This is a genomic window from Rhodococcus sp. ZPP (genome assembly GCF_017656075.1).
Lineage (GTDB): Bacteria > Actinomycetota > Actinomycetes > Mycobacteriales > Mycobacteriaceae > Rhodococcus_F > Rhodococcus_F oxybenzonivorans.
Map to the genome: position 1 here is coordinate 1,398,680 of NZ_CP058638.1, position 16,324 is coordinate 1,415,003.

At 67.1% G+C, this 16,324-nt stretch carries 16 protein-coding genes; 1 reads left to right on the plus strand and 15 read right to left on the minus strand.

Features of this window, described 5'->3' with window-relative positions:
* Positions 1 to 4 precede the first annotated feature (4 nt).
* From HYG77_RS06630 to HYG77_RS06675, 10 genes are read right to left on the minus strand one after another with little or no spacing between them, the layout of a single operon-like run.
* Complete coding sequence (locus tag HYG77_RS06630; protein WP_208962206.1) at positions 5 to 1,312, minus strand: MFS transporter; 1,308 nt, start codon at positions 1,310 to 1,312, stop codon at positions 5 to 7.
* On the minus strand, positions 1,309 to 2,058 hold the full coding sequence (locus tag HYG77_RS06635; RefSeq protein WP_208962207.1) for a hypothetical protein: 750 nt from the start codon (positions 2,056 to 2,058) through the stop codon (positions 1,309 to 1,311). Before HYG77_RS06635 ends, HYG77_RS06630 begins: the two co-directional genes overlap by 4 nt.
* Positions 2,055 to 2,975: a branched-chain amino acid transaminase gene (locus tag HYG77_RS06640; protein WP_208962208.1), complete on the minus strand. Its 921-nt coding sequence runs from the start codon at positions 2,973 to 2,975 to the stop codon at positions 2,055 to 2,057. Before HYG77_RS06640 ends, HYG77_RS06635 begins: the two co-directional genes overlap by 4 nt.
* Positions 2,972 to 4,240, minus strand: coding sequence for a GNAT family N-acetyltransferase (locus HYG77_RS06645; RefSeq protein ID WP_208962209.1), 1,269 nt, complete (start codon positions 4,238 to 4,240; stop codon positions 2,972 to 2,974). The genes HYG77_RS06640 and HYG77_RS06645 overlap by 4 nt, the downstream gene beginning before the upstream one ends.
* The gene (locus HYG77_RS06650; RefSeq protein ID WP_208962210.1) at positions 4,237 to 5,463 is read right to left on the minus strand and encodes an ATP-grasp domain-containing protein; all 1,227 of its coding nucleotides are present in this window, start codon (positions 5,461 to 5,463) and stop codon (positions 4,237 to 4,239) included. Before HYG77_RS06650 ends, HYG77_RS06645 begins: the two co-directional genes overlap by 4 nt.
* Positions 5,460 to 6,515, minus strand: coding sequence for an Ldh family oxidoreductase (locus HYG77_RS06655; RefSeq protein WP_208962211.1), 1,056 nt, complete (start codon positions 6,513 to 6,515; stop codon positions 5,460 to 5,462). Before HYG77_RS06655 ends, HYG77_RS06650 begins: the two co-directional genes overlap by 4 nt.
* Positions 6,512 to 7,996: a GNAT family N-acetyltransferase gene (locus HYG77_RS06660; protein WP_208962212.1), complete on the minus strand. Its 1,485-nt coding sequence runs from the start codon at positions 7,994 to 7,996 to the stop codon at positions 6,512 to 6,514. Before HYG77_RS06660 ends, HYG77_RS06655 begins: the two co-directional genes overlap by 4 nt.
* Complete coding sequence (locus HYG77_RS06665) at positions 7,993 to 9,306, minus strand: lysine 2,3-aminomutase (RefSeq protein WP_208962213.1); 1,314 nt, start codon at positions 9,304 to 9,306, stop codon at positions 7,993 to 7,995. Before HYG77_RS06665 ends, HYG77_RS06660 begins: the two co-directional genes overlap by 4 nt.
* Complete coding sequence (locus HYG77_RS06670) at positions 9,303 to 10,319, minus strand: diiron oxygenase (protein ID WP_109328293.1); 1,017 nt, start codon at positions 10,317 to 10,319, stop codon at positions 9,303 to 9,305. The genes HYG77_RS06665 and HYG77_RS06670 overlap by 4 nt, the downstream gene beginning before the upstream one ends.
* Positions 10,316 to 11,074: a TauD/TfdA family dioxygenase gene (locus tag HYG77_RS06675; RefSeq protein ID WP_208962214.1), complete on the minus strand. Its 759-nt coding sequence runs from the start codon at positions 11,072 to 11,074 to the stop codon at positions 10,316 to 10,318. Before HYG77_RS06675 ends, HYG77_RS06670 begins: the two co-directional genes overlap by 4 nt.
* Positions 11,075 to 11,320: 246 nt before the next feature.
* Between HYG77_RS06675 and HYG77_RS06680 the strand changes: the two genes are divergently transcribed.
* Positions 11,321 to 11,683 (plus strand): VOC family protein, encoded by a 363-nt coding sequence (locus tag HYG77_RS06680; RefSeq protein ID WP_109334959.1) that lies wholly within the window; start codon positions 11,321 to 11,323, stop codon positions 11,681 to 11,683.
* 52 nt (positions 11,684 to 11,735) lie between these two features.
* Here HYG77_RS06680 and HYG77_RS06685 read toward each other — a convergent pair whose 3' ends face one another.
* The 5 genes from HYG77_RS06685 to HYG77_RS06705 form a co-directional block, all read right to left on the minus strand.
* Positions 11,736 to 12,068, minus strand: a complete 333-nt coding sequence (locus HYG77_RS06685; RefSeq protein ID WP_109328291.1) for a hypothetical protein — start codon at positions 12,066 to 12,068, stop codon at positions 11,736 to 11,738.
* A 91-nt stretch (positions 12,069 to 12,159) separates the two neighbouring features.
* Positions 12,160 to 12,630 (minus strand): MaoC/PaaZ C-terminal domain-containing protein, encoded by a 471-nt coding sequence (locus HYG77_RS06690; protein ID WP_208962215.1) that lies wholly within the window; start codon positions 12,628 to 12,630, stop codon positions 12,160 to 12,162.
* A 100-nt stretch (positions 12,631 to 12,730) separates the two neighbouring features.
* Positions 12,731 to 13,471: a hypothetical protein gene (locus tag HYG77_RS06695; RefSeq protein WP_244373506.1), complete on the minus strand. Its 741-nt coding sequence runs from the start codon at positions 13,469 to 13,471 to the stop codon at positions 12,731 to 12,733.
* Positions 13,468 to 15,795 carry a hypothetical protein gene (locus HYG77_RS06700; protein WP_348273582.1) on the minus strand — a complete coding sequence of 776 codons (2,328 nt, stop codon included), beginning with the start codon at positions 15,793 to 15,795 and terminating at the stop codon, positions 13,468 to 13,470. The genes HYG77_RS06695 and HYG77_RS06700 overlap by 4 nt, the downstream gene beginning before the upstream one ends.
* A 17-nt stretch (positions 15,796 to 15,812) precedes the next feature.
* The gene (locus HYG77_RS06705) at positions 15,813 to 16,217 is read right to left on the minus strand and encodes a hypothetical protein (protein ID WP_208963304.1); all 405 of its coding nucleotides are present in this window, start codon (positions 16,215 to 16,217) and stop codon (positions 15,813 to 15,815) included.
* Positions 16,218 to 16,324: the final 107 nt, after the last annotated feature.

A 16,324-nucleotide genomic window follows, 5' to 3' on the forward strand; every position in this document is an offset into this window, starting at 1 on the left:
GTTTTCACCGTGCTTTCTGGAGTGGGGACGCCGGTAGCTGCTCGTCCGAAAATGTCTGTGCACGTATACGTTCGGCGTGGCAGCGACGCGCCGCCGTCCGCGAGAGAAGCGCTGCGGCACCGAACGTGCCGGCTAGGACGGGCCAAGCGATCAGCCCGGTCGGCAGCAGGGCGACGACGAGGAGGGTGGGGCCGACTACCTTCTGGCCGGTCATTCCGAGGCTGAACGCGCCGAGATAGCGGGCGACGGCAGGCTGCGGCGACAGTTCCGCCGACAACTCCCACGCCGCCACCGAGTGGACGTTCTCGGCAACGGATAGCACCACGACCGCGAGCAGAACGGCGACCACCGCGGTAGGGGCCGCGGCCAGGTGTCCCAGAGCGAGCAACCCGCAGCAGATCGCCATCAGGGCTCCGGTCGCGCTCAGGAGTCGAGTGGCCGCGGCCGTACCGCGGGCAAATCGGGCCACATACACCTGCAGCACCACGGTCAGGACGGTGTTGACGGCCATGAACACCGGCACCCACACAATCGGCACCGTGGTGTACTCGAGAATCCAGATCGGCAGCAGAACGATCAGCACCGTGTCGTACAGCGCCAACACGCCGTTCCCGACGGTGAACACCATGAACCACCGGTCGCGCAGCGGTGAGCGCACGGCAGCCGCGGCCGGATCACCGTCGGCGCGAGAAGGCCTACGCTCCACTACCGTTCCCGTCCTGCGCAGGACGAGTCGCACGGCCACCGCGACGGCGAGAAAGGAAATCCCGTTTCCCACGAATAGCGCCGTGAAGGCCGCCTGCGCGCCCGTCGCGAAGACGATGCCTGCCAGAAGGAACCCGACGGTCAGTCCCACATTTCGGATAGCGCGGATGGTGGCCATCGTCCGGGTGCGGTCGTGACCGCCGATCACGGCTGTGATGACGGCTTGCTGGATCGGACTACTCGACCGGTCGGCGGCGGTGAGCACCACGGTGAGCAGTAGGTAGGCAGTGAAGTCGGAGACAAGCGCAAAGCAGCCGTAGCCGAGGCCGCGCACCACCAGCAGGGCGACGTAGAACCGCGCCGGACCCACCCGGTCGGCAAGCCGGCCCAAGGGCACCGGGGCGAGCAGGGCGAGCGCACCCGCCATGGTGGTCGCAAGGGCGATCTGATTGGCACTGAGGCCGACGACGCCGATGAAGTACAGGGCGAAGGACGCGAAGAACATGCCGGTACCGAGCGAGTCGATTCCGGCACCGACGGCCAGCGTGCGACCCGCGGGACTGCCGGGAAGAAGTACACCACCGAGTCGCCGTAGGCCCGGGGTCACGGGAGGATTCCTCGGGTCGCGAACGCTCGGACGAGATCTGCCGAACGGTTCACGTGGGTGGCGGTGGCGGCCTCGGGCGCAGGGCCGCGCACATGATTCCAGGCATACCGGCGTGCCGCGTTGACGAGCAGATCGACCGTCGGAGCGGGCAATACGGTGGATTTGGCCTGCGCGATCAGAGCGGCGGCGATCAGTAGTCGGCTCATCCGGTCCACCAGCACCCATCCCGCGGCAGCCACGGTCGCGGGATCTGCCCCGACCCATTCGTGGCGTGTGGTAGCCACGACGGCGAGGCCGTCGTTCACCATCTGCCAGGCGGCGAGCAACCGTCCTGCGGGCGCCGGTCCGAGCAGCTCGCGGGTCCGGTCGGTGACGGCGTCGAAATGCGCCGCCACCGTGAGCAGTTCCAGTGCGTGGACGGTGAGCACCCAGCAGTCGCCCCTCGCACCGGTGGGCCCGCCGGCGGAAGCGACATCCGCGGCGAGCGAGTACGCGACGGCGCGCCGTGCCGCGCGGCGTGCCCGACCGTGGGACGCCTCCGGCAGCGCTTGCCATGCCCGCGCACCCAGCACCGTTACCACCCGGTCGGCGACCTCCTCCCGTCGAGCGACAGCGGTGGGCGTGTCGTCGGGTAGGCCTGTCCCGCTGGCGAACTCGGCGACCAAGCCTTCCAGGATCCCGAGGCCACTACCGGCCCAGGCGTCGGTGACCTGATCGGTGGTCGAGAGCAGGGAACGTGTGTTCATGCGAACTCCAGCCAGTGTCGGTAGGTGGGCACGCGCCCACGCACCACGTCGTGGAAGACGTCGCGCAGCTGCTTGGTGATCGGACCGCAACCACCCGCGGCGAGCGGGCGGTCGTCGACCGACGCCACCGGGACGATCTCGGCAGCAGTGCCGGTGAGGAACGCTTCGTCGGCGACGTAGAGTTCGCTGCGGGTGAGGCTCTGCTCCTTCACAGTGAGCCCCAGATCCCGGGCGAGGGTGATCACGGTGTCCCTGGTGAGGCCGGGCAGGATGTTGTCGCTGATCGGCGGCGTAATCAGTACCTCGTCGCGGACGGCGAAGATGTTCGCCGCGGACGCCTCGGCCACGTGACCGGTGGCGGTGAGCATCAGCGCGTCGTCGTAACCGGCGCGCAGCGCGCCCACCTTTGCCAGTGCCGAATTGACGTAGGCTCCAGTCGCTTTGGCAAGCGGCGGAACGGCGTGGATGCCGTTGCGCTGCCAACTGCTGACCATCAGGCGACAGCCGTCCTGTTCCGCGGACTCGCCGAGGTAGGAACCCCAGGGCCAGGCCGCGATCGCGACCCGGGTGCTGTCCAACGCTGGGGCGACGCCCATCGAGCCGTAGCCGAGGTAGACAATCGGGCGCAGATAGCCGGAGTCCAGGCCGGTGCGGCGCAGCAACTCGAGGGAGGCCTCGGTGAGATCGTCCACCGACCACCCCGGGTCCATCAGATACACCCGGGCCGAGTCGTGGAGCCGTCGTAGGTGATCGCGTAGCCGGAACACCGCGGGGCCGCTCTCCGTGTCATAGGCACGGATGCCCTCGTAGACGCCCCACCCGTAGTGCAGGCTCGGCGTCAGCACGTGGACCTGGGCCTCGTCCCACGCGACGAACTCGCCGTCCATCCATACAGTGCTGGTCGGGGTCAGTTTCATCGTTCCACTTTCGGTTCGGTAGGGGCAGAGAGGTGTCGGGAGGCGACCGGCGCCGCGGGCGCACCGACCAGTTCGAGCCGGCGTTCGATGCTCTGTGATTGCAGCGCGAGGGTCTCGGAAAAGATGTCGGAGCCGGCTCCGCGGAAGGAGAACCAGCCCCAGCGGGGGCGTAGTCGGCACCCGCGAGCATGTTTGGCCTCGTAGGCCGCCATGCCGTAGTGGACGTGACGGATGCCGTGCTCCACGGCCCACCTTGCCGTCTCGTGGTACGTCAGCGTGAGATAGCAACCGCGAGCATCGGCGGCGAATCCCGCGGTCCGCGCGAACAGCGTGTCCCGGGTGCGTAGGTAGAGCACGAAACCCACCAGCCGATCCGCGCGTTCGGTGCGCAGCACCACACACGCGTCACCCAATTCCTCGCGGACGGAGTCGAAGTCGCGGCGAACCCGATCCTCGCCGCCGGGCAGTCCGTACTTGGCCCGGTGTGCGACCTGGAGGGCGATCACCTCGTCGTCGAGTGCCTCCGGTCCACACCGGACCGCTGTGCGCATGCCCGCCCGCTCGTAGTCGGCGACCTCCTTGCGGAGCCGCACGCGCCGGCGTTTGCTCAGCCCCGCCACGTACTCCGTCCAGCTGTCAGCGGCCAGGTCCTGCACGCCCTCAGCGCCCAGTAGTGCTGCCGTGTAACCGGCACGGGAGGCGCAGCGGTCTACCGCCTCGGCGTCCGGCTCGCCGACATACAGCAATGCCAGACTGCGGCAGCCGAGTTCGTCGCCGGCCTGCTGAAGCAGCTCGGGCAGGACGGCCATGACGGCCTGGCGCTCGTCGTGCGTGCGGCCGGGAGTGTGCGCCACCCCGTGGTGGTTCCCGAACGTAGCGAGCGCGAGCGACGGATACTGATCCTCGCGCGCACCGGGCAGCGCCGCGCTGAGCTCGGCCCAACACTGGCGACCAGTCTCGTCGAGCAGCTCCGGTTCGGCCAGTGCACCCGGGGTTCCCACCAGCCGGGGCGGATCGTAGAAGAGCAGGCCACCGGGCTGTGCGGTGAACAGCAGCGGAGCCAGGGCGACGGTCTGGCCGTCCTCCCGCACCTCGAGATAGCGAATCTCGTGCAGGTCGGTGTGTTCGACGAACCGGCACCACCGCGCGTCCTCCCAGATGATGTCCGGCTCGACGATGCCCGCGAAATCCAGAGCACTCGGGCGGGCACCGGCCGGAAGGAGGTGGGCGGTGAGGCCGCCGGTGAGGGTGCTGCTGCCGGTCATGCTGCGTTCTCCGTTTCGTCGCGTTCCCAGTCGAATTCGGCGGTAACACGGTCGGCGGTGGCAACGAGCCGGCGCCCGAGAGCGGTGAAGTCCGAGTCGGTGACCACCCAGAAAGCGAGGAAGTCCGCCGACTTACGCCCGCTGTATCGGCTGGCGCTCCAGTGGTCCCCGACATGGGTGTTCACCGTGAAGTCGTGGACACCGGGCGGTGCGTCGGGGATTCGCCGCACCCGGCCCTGCCGGGGTGGCACGCCGTAGAACGCGGCGTGCGGTGCCGCTGCCACGTGCCGGCGTACCGCGTCCACGTCGATGGGCAGGCCGCATTCCACGCGTGCCCACAGGTGCCGTGGGTCGATTCCCAGGATGTGCCGCAACATGATCGGAATCGGGCCGCCGCCGATTCGGGCAGCCACCTCGCACAGGACGATGTCGCCGCTGCCGGTGACGAAGAACTCGGCGTGCACACAGATCGTGGGAGGCGAGTCGAGTGCATCGACGAGTCGCCAGGTCTCCTCCACCAGGCGCGCATGGAGAGGGTCTGCGGTATCGACCGACCGCGAACCGAACGGAGCGTCGGTCCAGTGTTCGAGGCAACCCTGGCCGGTGTAGCGGGAGGCGACCGCCGCCACCGGTTGCCCGGCCACCCGGAATGCGTCTACATGGTGCACCGCGCCGTCGACGAACTCTTCGACCTCGTACGGCATTGTCGCGAGGTCGTCGGCGAGGTCGTCCGCCTGTGTGGGCGACTCGAGGACGTACACGCCGGACGAACCGGATCCACTGCGCGGCTTGACCACCACACGTCCCGGGTGGTCCGCCATGAAACCGGTGACGTCGGCCGGGGTGCACACCGACGCGAAGGACGGCACGAGCAGTCCTGCATCGCGGGCTAGTTCTTTCATCAGAATTTTGTCGCGGTAGGCGGCCGCCGTGCCGGTGTCGAGCCCAGGCACACCGAGGTCGCCGCGCAACACCGCGGCGCGCTCGACGTCGACCTCGGCCAAGGCGAGCACGGCGGTCGGGCGGTGCCAGCGCGCAAGAGCGCGGGCCGCCCGCAGCACCGCGACGTCGTCGCTGTAGTCGGCGACCGGAATGACCTCGGCAAATCCCTCGGCCGGTTCCGCTCCCGCGGCGCAGACCGCCACCATCCGTCCACGCTCCTCGGGAAGCCACCCGGCGAACGGCAGCCCCGCAGCCCGCGGGCTGATCAGCACGAGAATCATCGGACCATCTCCTTCTCCGGGTCAGCAGCGACGTTCCCGGACAGGCCGGCCAGCACTTCCGCGGTTCGTGCGTCCAGCGGAATGCCCCGCTCCGACCGTTCTCGTTGGTGGGCTCGCTGAGGATCGCCAGGAGCCACCACGGGCGCGTCCGTGGCCGGCGTCGACGCGCGGACGGTATCCAGAAGGTCGACGAGTCCGGCGGTGAAACTGGTCTGCCCGCTGAAGGCACCGGGATCCAGGGCTAGGACGAAGTGACCGACGCCGCGACTGCGGCCCGGTGTTCCGTCGCCGACCTGCGCGAGCCGCCAATCCGGCGGCGATCCGGTCAGCACGGCACCGAGGAGGGTGACCGCCATCGCGAGACCCTGCCCCTTGTACCCACCGAGCGGCGATAGCGCGTACGCCTCTTCGGGCACCTCGGTCGGACGGCCGCAGAGGTCGGTCGCCCAGCCGCGGTTCAGTGGGCGTCCCTCGGCCCGGCGCTGCTTCACCTCGCCGAAGCACACCTGGCTGGTGGCCATGTCGAGGGCGAACTCGTCGTCTCCGACGCCGGCGGCCACGCTGATCGGGTCGGTTCCGAACAGCGGCTCGACCCCGCCGAACGGCGCCACCCGCGAGGCGGCCGAGGTCACCGCGATGCCGACCAGCCCGTGCCGGGCCAGGTGCCGGGTGTATACCGACGCCGCACCGAAGTGGTTGGAATTGCGCACCCCCACCGCCGCGACGCCGAATTCCCGGGCTCGCTCGGCGGCCAGCCGGGCGGCGGCCAATCCGGCGAGTACGCCCAGCGCGCCGTCCGCATCCAGCAGCAGACCCGCCCCGCGGTCCGAGACCACGGTCGGCGTGGCCGTTGCCTTCGCGACACCGGTCGCGAGCTCGTCGAGATACTGCGGAAGCAGCCGCAGACCGTGAGTGTCGATGCCGCGCAGGGATGTATCGACCAGGGCGTCGGCGACCTGCTCGGCGTTGCCCGCCGGGACACCGGCCTCGCGGAACGCCCGCGCGGCGAGGGTGCGCGCCTGCTGCTCGGGCCATCGAGTGGGGTTGATCATGAAGCACTCCAATGCATGAAGACGTGGGGTCCGATGCCCGGGATGTCGTATTCGGGTCCGAGAACGCGGAAGCCGTGTGCGAGATAGAAGCCCGCGGCGGTGGTGCGCGCGTTGCACCACAGCGCGTCGGCGCCGGACAGCACCGCGTTGGTGCGCACGGTGCGGAGTAGCGCGCTGCCCGCGCCGGTGCCGCGGACCTCCTCGAGCGTGGCCATGCCGCGCAGCCGCCGGCCGCGGCCGGCGGCCAGTCCCGGCACGGTGTACTCGGGATCCTCGTCGTACAGCGAGGCCACCCCGACCACGCGCCCTGCGTCGAGGGCGGCGAAATGCCGGGCGCCGCTGGCAGAGTCCTCGGGATAGGCGCAGGTCGCCACAGGTTGCCCGGGCCGCAGCACTCGGTGGCGGACCGGTCGTACTGCTTCGGCGCTCACCGGCCGAACGCGCCAGCCGTGGGCGGTGGGGTCGGGCAGGTATCCGGACCCCGGCCGATCCGGGAGACTGACGCGGCCGGAACCGTCGAGCGAGACCCCGAAGCCGGTGTTCACGGCCAGCAGGTCGACGGCGTCGACGTCGAGGTAGTCGGCTAGTCCGCCCAGGTGGGCCGTGGCAGACACCCCGGCCACCGACTCGGGCATGCAACCGAGCATGGTGAGCAGACCGTGCTCGCGGGCCCGGCGCAGCAACACGAGGGATGGAGTGATCCCCCCGGCTTTCATCGGTTTGACGTTGATGCCGTCGAACGCCTCGGCGCACGCGGCGAAATCCTGCATCGAGGTGATGCTCTCGTCGGCGATCACCGGGATCGAGCTGTGCTGCTTCAGTGTCCGCGTGTCCCACCACGCCGATCGCGGAAACGGCTGCTCGATCAACTGAACGCCGAGGTCCTGCAGGGCGGGCAGCACCGGGAGCAGTCGGGACAGGGTCCAGCCGCAGTTGCCGTCCACATAGAACGGCGCACTCGTGTGGCGGCGGAGTTCCTCGAGCACGGTGAGATCACCCGGATCGGCGAGCTTGACCTTGTACGCCGCCCATCCGGGCCGCTCGCACAGTTTGTGGACCATCATCTCGGTCTCGTCGAGCCCGATGCTGAAGCTCGAACGCAATTCCTGCGGAGAGTCCAGAGCGAGGGCCCGCCACAGCGGCACGCCGAGCAGTCGGGCCCGCAGGTCGTGCACCGCAGTATCGAGGGCGGCCAGGACGAACGGCGAATCGGGCAGCGCCGCGAACAGCCTGCGCCACACGGCGAACGGGTCGGCGGGACCGAGGTCTTCCAGTAGCGGGGCGATCCGGCGCAGATCCGCGTGGAGCTGGTCCACCCCGGAGTTGTAGTGGGCGGTCATGAAAGCGGAAGCCTCACCGAATCCGGTGACACCGTCCTGTTCGACCTCGACCACGAGGGCACGCTGCACCGGAATCGCTTCCCTGGCCGAACGCCACACGTGCCTCTGCGTCAGGCTGATCTCATGTGCAGTGACCCTCACGAGAGTCCCCCGAAGAATTCGCGGTCGCGGGGACCGTACGGGCGTAGTTCGTCCCACCACTGCGCCTGCTCGTCGTACACGGCGAAGAACGGCCTGCCGACCATCTGCGGGTTGCGGGCCTGCAGGTAGCGCAGCGCGAACGCGCGTCCGCCGTCGAGCTCGACGACGCCGTCGATCACGACCTTTCCGGGTGACGCCGACATCACCGGTCCGCGCGCGGTCCGACCGAGACCGGAGACTTGTTGCAGCGCTTCGCGATAGATGTCGTACGCCCTTGCCAGCGGCAGACCGTAGTACGGCCGGGCACCGGTGTCCCGTTCGACGAACATGTAGTAAGGCACCACGTTGTGACGCACCTGCGCCTGCCACAGGTCTGCCCACGCACGCGGGTCGTCGTTGACGTGACGCACCACCGGGGCCTGGGCGCGCAGCACCGCTCCCGTCGACGCCAATCGAGCGAGCGCCGCCTTGGCCACATCGGTCTGCAACTCCGCGACATGGGACAGGTGCAGCATCACCGCGACGTGCTTACCCGCTGCGGTCAGCCGCTCGAGTAACCGCAGCACGCTGTCCGCTTCGGGTCCGGCCAGCAGGCGGTAGGGCCAGAACGACACGGCCTTCGTCCCGATCCGGACCGTGTCGACGTGTTCGCGTTCGGGTTCGAGGAGGGGCTCGAGGTAGGAGGCCAGCAGATCGGTGCGCATCACCAGCGGGTCGCCGCCGGTCAACAGGACGTCGGTGATCATCGGATGCCGATCGAGGTACCGGGTCATCGCCTCCGGCCCGGACACGGCCATCCTGAGGTCGGGCTGGTCGACGAATTGGGCCCAGCGGAAGCAGTAGCCGCAGTAGCTGTGGCAGGTCTGTCCCTGGCGGGGAAACACCAGCAGTGTCTCGGCATATTTGTGTTGCATCCCCGAGCCGTCGATGTCGTCGTGCTGGGGAACGTTCATGCTCATCTGGTCGCCTGGGTGTGGGTTGAGGGAGCCTCGAACCGCGTCGGCCGCCTTGCGGATTCCGGCCCGGTCGCCCTGTACCACCGCCTGCTCGATCACCGCGAAGTGTTCGGGTTCGAGCATGTCGCGGTGCGGAAAGGTCAGGCGGTAGATCGGGTCGTCGGGTGCACGATCCCAGTCGATCAGTTCGTCCACCACGTAGCTGCTGACCTTGAACGGCAGTACCTGGGACACCACGTGCGCCTCATGTGCGAGGACCGGGTCGCCGGTGCGTTCGACGACGAGCTTGCGTAGCCGGTCACCGCTGACCGACCGCGGGTTCAGCGCCGTGTGGCTATCGAGGGCGAGTGTCATGTGTTCGTCACCGCCAGACCCCAGTCGAAGTCGACTTCCCCTAGGACATCCATGTCCGACATCAGCGAGTGGAGGCCGCTGTAGTCGCGCACGAGCCGCGCCCCGGAACTCTCGGAGCGAACGTCGGCGACCATCCGTTCCCAACCGGGGACCCGCTCGATCCGCAAGATCGCCTCCCAGGTGGAGTAGTCGGTGGCCACGAACGCCTCCAGCCCTGCCACGAGCATGTCGAGGAAGAAGCGGCGCTTGTCGGCGTCCAGCACGTCATACACGAGCTTCGCCATCTCGTCGGAAATCGACGCATGGCAGTACTCGTCCCGGTTGTGCAGTTGCGCGGTAGTGGAATTGACCACCTGAATGTCCCGATCGCCGGCAAGAAGATCGAGGTACGCGTTGATCGAGATCTCGGAGACGGTGGCAAACGCCAAGGTGGTGAGGCTGCGCTGCCAGCGCTCCGCGGCCTCGTCCCGCAACCGACTGTGCATCCGCGAGGTATGCGACTCGGGAAGAGCGCTGTCGGGGAACAAGGACCCCCGTTTGCGCCTCGTCAGCGCGCTCGCATTGATATGCATCAGGGAGTGGTACTGCTCGTCGACCATGGCCTGGGCGAGCGCGATCTCCAGATCCGGACCACCGAGTCCGGGAAATTCACCGTCCATCACCAGCGCGAAGGCCGGATTGGCGACACGTTGCTCGGCCAGCACCGTATGCCGGTTATAAGCGATCCACGCCCAGCTCAGTAGCCGCGAACGCAGCGCGTCGGGCATCGCCTGCCACGTCGGGTGCGCGCGGAACGGCACAAGCTTCTCCGGATAGTCCGCCCGGCCGGCAACAAACAGCTCGTCGAGGTCGGGCTCGTCGCGCTTCACCGTCGACCGCCGGTGCCAGTTCCCCGCGAGGCGGCGGATGATGGCGTTCTCGGTTTCGTCGGCGGGGTCGAACGCCGGAAGTCCCGGAAAGTGCACCAGCCCATCGGCATCGGAGCGTTGCAGTTGAAGGTCGTCGATGGTCATGCGCGGCTCCGGTCGCCGGCCCAGAAACGAGTGAGGTGACGGGTGCGGTCGGCGTACTCCGACCTCGCGTGCAGCATGCGCTGGTTGTCCCAGATGAGCAGCGCGTTCTCCGGGATCAGCACACGCGTGCGCAGCGTGTGGAACAGGTCGCTCACGCGGTGCGCCAACCGGCGGCCGGCCTGACCGAGCGGCAGCAGGGAGTCGTCGATGTCGGCGTCGCGGTGGGGATCGTAGTCGGCGGCGGTGAGCAGGTTGTAGCTGAACCGCAGAACACTGCGCCCGGTGGTGTCCGAGCCCAGCATGGTGGTGTGCACTCCGCCGTCAGGGCCGGGAAAGACCAGTTCGGCGTCGGTCATCAGCGCGAGCTCGGCCGGTTCGAGGGCCTCGACCAAGTGCCGTATGTCGAGGAGGTCGGTATGCCCTCCCCCGCAGCGCGCCTGGCGATGACAATACAAAGCGAGATAGGCGGGGCTCGGATCCCATCCGGGAGCCTCGGTGTGCGCCAGAATCGTGTTCGCGCTCTGTGAGTACGCCCGGTGATCGTTTCCCGGCCGGTAGGTCACGTCATGCGTGAGATGACCGTTGTACTGCGGTACCAAATTCCCAAGGGAGCGAACCACTTCGGCAGCAGCGGCTCGATCGGCCACGTCGCGGACGAGGACGTAGCCGTCCTCCTCCAGCGTCCTTCCCTCGAGGCGGTCCACTCGTGCTCTCGAGCTTTCCGCCACGGAATCGACACGGCAATAGGGCGACATCTGTTCCTCCATTTCGAAACCCGACCGGGATGTGAAATCCGTGATGCCGACCGTCGGAGATCGGGATCGCTCGGAATCGGTTTCGTCAAGGATGCGGTCGCCTCGCCGCGCACACCACCCACCCTAGGGGAGCCGAAATGCCACCCGGTGACAGTTCACGACACCGTCACTCGACTGCCGAGGCCGGTCCGGAAGTCGGTCGCCCGGCGTAGCGTCACCTCCACGATCTCGGACGGAGGAGTGCTCATGTCAGGTGACGTGTCGTTTTTCGAGTTGGGTGTGGCCGACGCCGAACAGGGCCGAAAGTTCTATTCGGCCCTGTTCGGCTGGCAGTTCGAACCCGGTCCCGGCGGGTCCGGATACGCGATCAACACGCCCAATGTTCCGGGCGGCATCCACGGCGGCGACCCGGGCGCCGGCCCGTACGTGTTCTTCCGGGTAGCTGACCTCGACGCCGCGAAGCAGAAGGTCCTGGCGCTCGGAGGGACGGTCGATGCAGTCGACCTCGGAGAAGAGCCCGAGTCGGTGGCACGGTTCGGACGATTCACGCTCTGTCACGACGACCAGGGATCCGCGTTCGGCCTACACCAACCTCCCTCCGGCGCATGACGTCGCCGCCCCGGCCTTGAAGCTGCCGGGGCGCGTCGGGACCGAGCCGAGGTTACGGTTCGTTCGGCGAGTCGCCGCCGCCCTCGTCACCGCTGTAGGTGGCGGGCTGCGGGATGCCGTCGTCGGGGCCGTCGCACCAGTTGTCGTATTGGTTGTACGGGTCGGCACCCCAGGCCGGAACGTTGTTCTCATAGGGTTCTGCCCAGTCGTCGCAACCGGCGGGGCCGTACTGCGGAACTCCGGGGGGCAACGGCTGCACTACATCCGGTGCTCGCACCGGGACCACAGCCGAGTCGAGAGCGTCGCCCCACGCAACGCCGGTGGTTCCCACGCCGAGCGCAGCTGCACACACCGCGACCGCGGCCAATCTGATGCCGACCTTCATGATGCCTCCATAGGTAGGTGACTCTGCCCATGGGCGATACCCAAAGAATCGGCAAACAATCCTTTACGGCAAAAATATCTGGGAATTCCGGTCAGGGCCTGCTGCGCATGAACATCTCGGTGACCATCGTGAGCATCGGTTTGCCGTCCCCGTTGACGATCTCGGCGGCGGCAGTCACCAGGCCGCGCCCGCGGTCGTCCAGCACGACATTGTCGATCAGCATGGACCCGGTCAGCACCTCACCCGGTCGGACCGGGCGGAGGAAGTTGACGTTCCGGAAGCATTTGCCGGCGATGACGCTCCAGTCGTTGTAAAGACTGGTCACGGTCAGCCGCTGGCAGATGGCGATCGTGTGCACACCGCTGGCGATCAACCCGCCGAAATATCCGCCCGCTGCAGATTCGCGATCGATGTGAAAAGACTGCGGATCCCATTGGCCGGCGAATTCCACCAGCTCCTGCTCGGTCACCGTGTACGAGCCCAGCTCGAACCTGTCACCCACCGCGAGGTCGTCTGCGTAGACGACGCCGTTTCTGCTGCCCACTTCATACCGTCCGATCACTCCCGCGAACCCCCGTCGAGCACAGGGGCCGCAGTCGAGGATAGGACGGGGCCGAAGGCGCCTGCGACGGTGCCCTTCCACCGGCGGTCGGGGCCGGCCGTCAGCTCTCGTCGTACCGCGGCCAGCCCGGATACGGAGCAAGCGTCGGGTAGGGGGTGTCGTGTGGGAGGTTCGCCTTCTGCGGTCGCACATCTCTCCCATCCGGCATCCGCGAGTCGCACTCGGCATAAGCGTTCTGATCGCGCGCGCCTTTCACATGCTCGGCAAGTGTCCAACCATCGAACACGTTGATGGTGGGCGCGCGTTCCGGTCCGTAGGACCTCGCAGACGTCGCGGACGTGTCATTCGGTGCGATCAGTTCCACGGTCTCCGCATTCACATACTTCGACCCGATGTTGTAGAACTTCTCGTCCTGACCCACTTCCATCACCGAGTAGTCGCCCGTGCAGATCGTGGCGAACCAACCACGTTCGGTCTTCATCATCCACATCAGGTGTTGGAACTGGGTGCCGACGTACCGCCGCTCGATCGGGTCGACGGGGTGGTCGAAGTCGGCTCGCTTGCGCTGGGGAACCGCCTCGGCGAATCCGGGATACGCGGCCGAGAGAGAATTGCTGTTGATCGAGAGGTAATAGGACTCCACATACGCGCGAACAACCGTCGCCTGCCCGCTGTGCAGATCAATACCGGGATCAGCCGACCACCGATAATTGAAGCCCACATTGTCGGGAACCGAGTACCTCGAGACCGTCTCGACCGCTGGTGGCTCCGACCCACTCGATCCGCACCCTGCTGCCAGCACGGATGTCGTGACCGCTACGACGATCAAACGTCTCTTCACTGGCCGTACGTCGCATCCTGAACGTATTCACGCCCTGCGTTCAGTTGGTCTACGAACTCACCCAATCCCGTGTATCCCGCTTCGACGATGTAACTGGAAAGGTTCGCACCGAGAACCGGGAGATTCGAATCGGGGCGGTCGCCCGCGATCTCGTTGTATGACAGCAAGGGGCCGTTCTCCCCGTCGCGGAATCTGTCCAGACCCTCGTAGGGATCAAGCACTCCACCATTCGCCGACTGAATCCCCAGGGCAATTTGGTAGTACTGCTTCGCGAGGTGCGACTCATCGGAGAATTGAGTGTTCTGCTGCGCAGTATTATCGGGCACCGCGCCCATCACCGCGCTTTTGAATGCCGGATCCGCAAGATCGATCCCACTCGATATCAGGGGGCCGGCACCAGGAATGAACTCGACGCCTTTACTCACAACTGTTCTGATGGTGTCGTAGGCAACGCCTTTGTTCTCGAACCCGGACGAAGTACTTGACGCTTCGTCCCCAGATCGGTCGGCGAACTCGAGGTCGAATCCTTTATCTACAACGCCCTGAATGCTTCCTGCCCACCATCCGTATTGATCGTGCGAGATATGAGGAGCAGGCGAATCCAACGCCCACGCTTGCTCGAGCTGAGCCGACATTCCGAACGCCTGCGCGTTGAAGTAGCTTGCCACATCGGCATTGGAGTCGATCACCGAAAAGAGGCGGGGCGCGTTCTCGAGCCCGAATTCTCCACCGGTCGAGCTAGTGAAACCCGAAGTGCCCGCGAAGTCGCCGGGCACCCCCACCATATTGCCGATGTAGGGTGCGAGCGTTGCGCCCAACGCCTGCGTTATCTCGGGGTTCACCTCACCGATTGCCTGCCCCTTCATCCCCGGGATATCGAGTAGCTCGGCGTCTTTCGCGGCGAGGATCTGTGCGAGTCCGAATGCCGATTCGCCGGCCTGTCGCGACCGGAAGATTTCGCCGGGATCGGACGGATCGGAGGGCCTGGCGTCGTCGGCGATCCAGTCGAACATCCCGGCAACCTTCTGTTCACCGCCATCGACCCAATCACGTTGCAGCAGAGGCATGATGACGTCGTCGCGGTTGTAGTCGGCCGGCATGCCTTCACCGGACAGGATGTTGTGGACCGCGACATGATCGCGACCACCGACGCCGACCATGTCCTGCAGGAGGGTGTCGACGCTGTCTCGGCCCAGCGTGTTGTGGTCGAACGAGTCCCCGATCAAGAGACTCTTGTCGCTGGTGGCCGAGGCGATCTCGCCGGCACGGGAGAGGAGGCTCTCGCTCAGGTCACTGCCCTGCTGGACGCCCGGGTCCGCGAGACCGAAGGCTTTGGTGAAGCGTGCCAGGTCGTCGCCGTTGTTGACGACCACAGACGGTTGCGGGGCGTCGTGCGCACCCTTCGTGAGGTTGCCGGTCGACGTCACCGGGCCCTCGAACAGCCCTCGAAGGCTTTCCGGGATGTGGTTCTGACCACCGACGTCTCCGCCGGCACTGCCGACGTTGTAGTTCGACACCACGGCGAGACCGTTGGACAGCGCGCTGGCGGCCTCGGTGCGTCCGTTCTCGCTGTACTGCTCGGACAGGGCGAGGAAGCCGTCCTTGCCTGCCGCCGTATAGAACTGCTGCAGGAAGTCGATCGTTCCCTGTGGAAGATCGGTGACCTTGCCGCCGTCGGCCAGCGTCTTCACTTGTTCGGGAGTGAGCCCTGCGGCCGCGATTTCCCGGGCAACACGGTCACGGACGTCCTGCGGAATGTCGGAACCGGCTCGCGCGACCTGCTCGCCGAGCGCGGCGCCCTCGTGCCCCGACAGGCCCGCGGACGCCGGGGCGCTCGCCGCCACGGCGCCGAGCGCGTCCCGGATCGCCGTCGCCATGTCCCGATCGGCGGTGTCGAGTTCCGTCAGCGCTGCACCGAGTTGGCTGCGCCAGTACTCCAGCAGGTCGGCATGTTCGGCGGCCTCGGCCTCGCTCATCGTCGTCGGCGGGCTGACGATCTGCCAGTCGTCGGAGACGGTGAATCCGTCGGTTGCCGCCTTGTCGATCACGGTGGCGACATAGTCCCGCGCATGGCCGAGGCGATCGGCCCCACCGACGAGTGCGTTCGACAGATCCTCCAGATCGTCGGCGAGACTTCGGATTTTCGTGCGTTCACTGTTCGCTCGCTCTTCGGCAGCCGCCTGCGCCGGACCGCGCCAGTCGTCGTTCCGGCCCAGATCCGCGACAGCACGCAGGACGTCGTCCGCCCGGGTTCGCGTGTCTTCGGCGGACCGTCCGATTTCCTCGCCCGCCAGTGTGAGATCCCGCGGATTCCAGACATGCAGTTACGACCTACGCGGAATCACATCTCCCCCATCGCCGACAGCTGCGACGCGAACGACGTGTCGGTGACCTCGTAGTTGTCGGCGCCGTCACCCGCGATGAACGCCATCTCGTCGATGCGACTGGCCGCGACTCCCAGCGCGGACGCGAGGATGTCGCCGGCGTCACGGCACGCCGCCGCTGTGTCGGACCCCTCGACTGCCCGAACCACGTGCTCGAAGCTACGGCGGCCACCCAACGCCTCGACCTCACGCGCAATGCTGCCGAGCGCGGTGGACATCGCACGCAGCATGTCGGGGTCGACCTTGACAACCGCAACGTCTCGTCCGCCGAGTATCGGCGGCAACCCGGGGACGGTGTCCAGCGGAAGCTGCGTCGCACCGGTCCCGTCCAGCGACGCAATGACACTGTCCGGCCACGTCATATCGCCCTCTGACAACGAATTCTCCCCCTGATATCCGCATCGAGGTCCACCCCCGGACCCGGGTCACCGACATGCTCGGCGACCGTGGAAAGAATAGCGGACGTCCT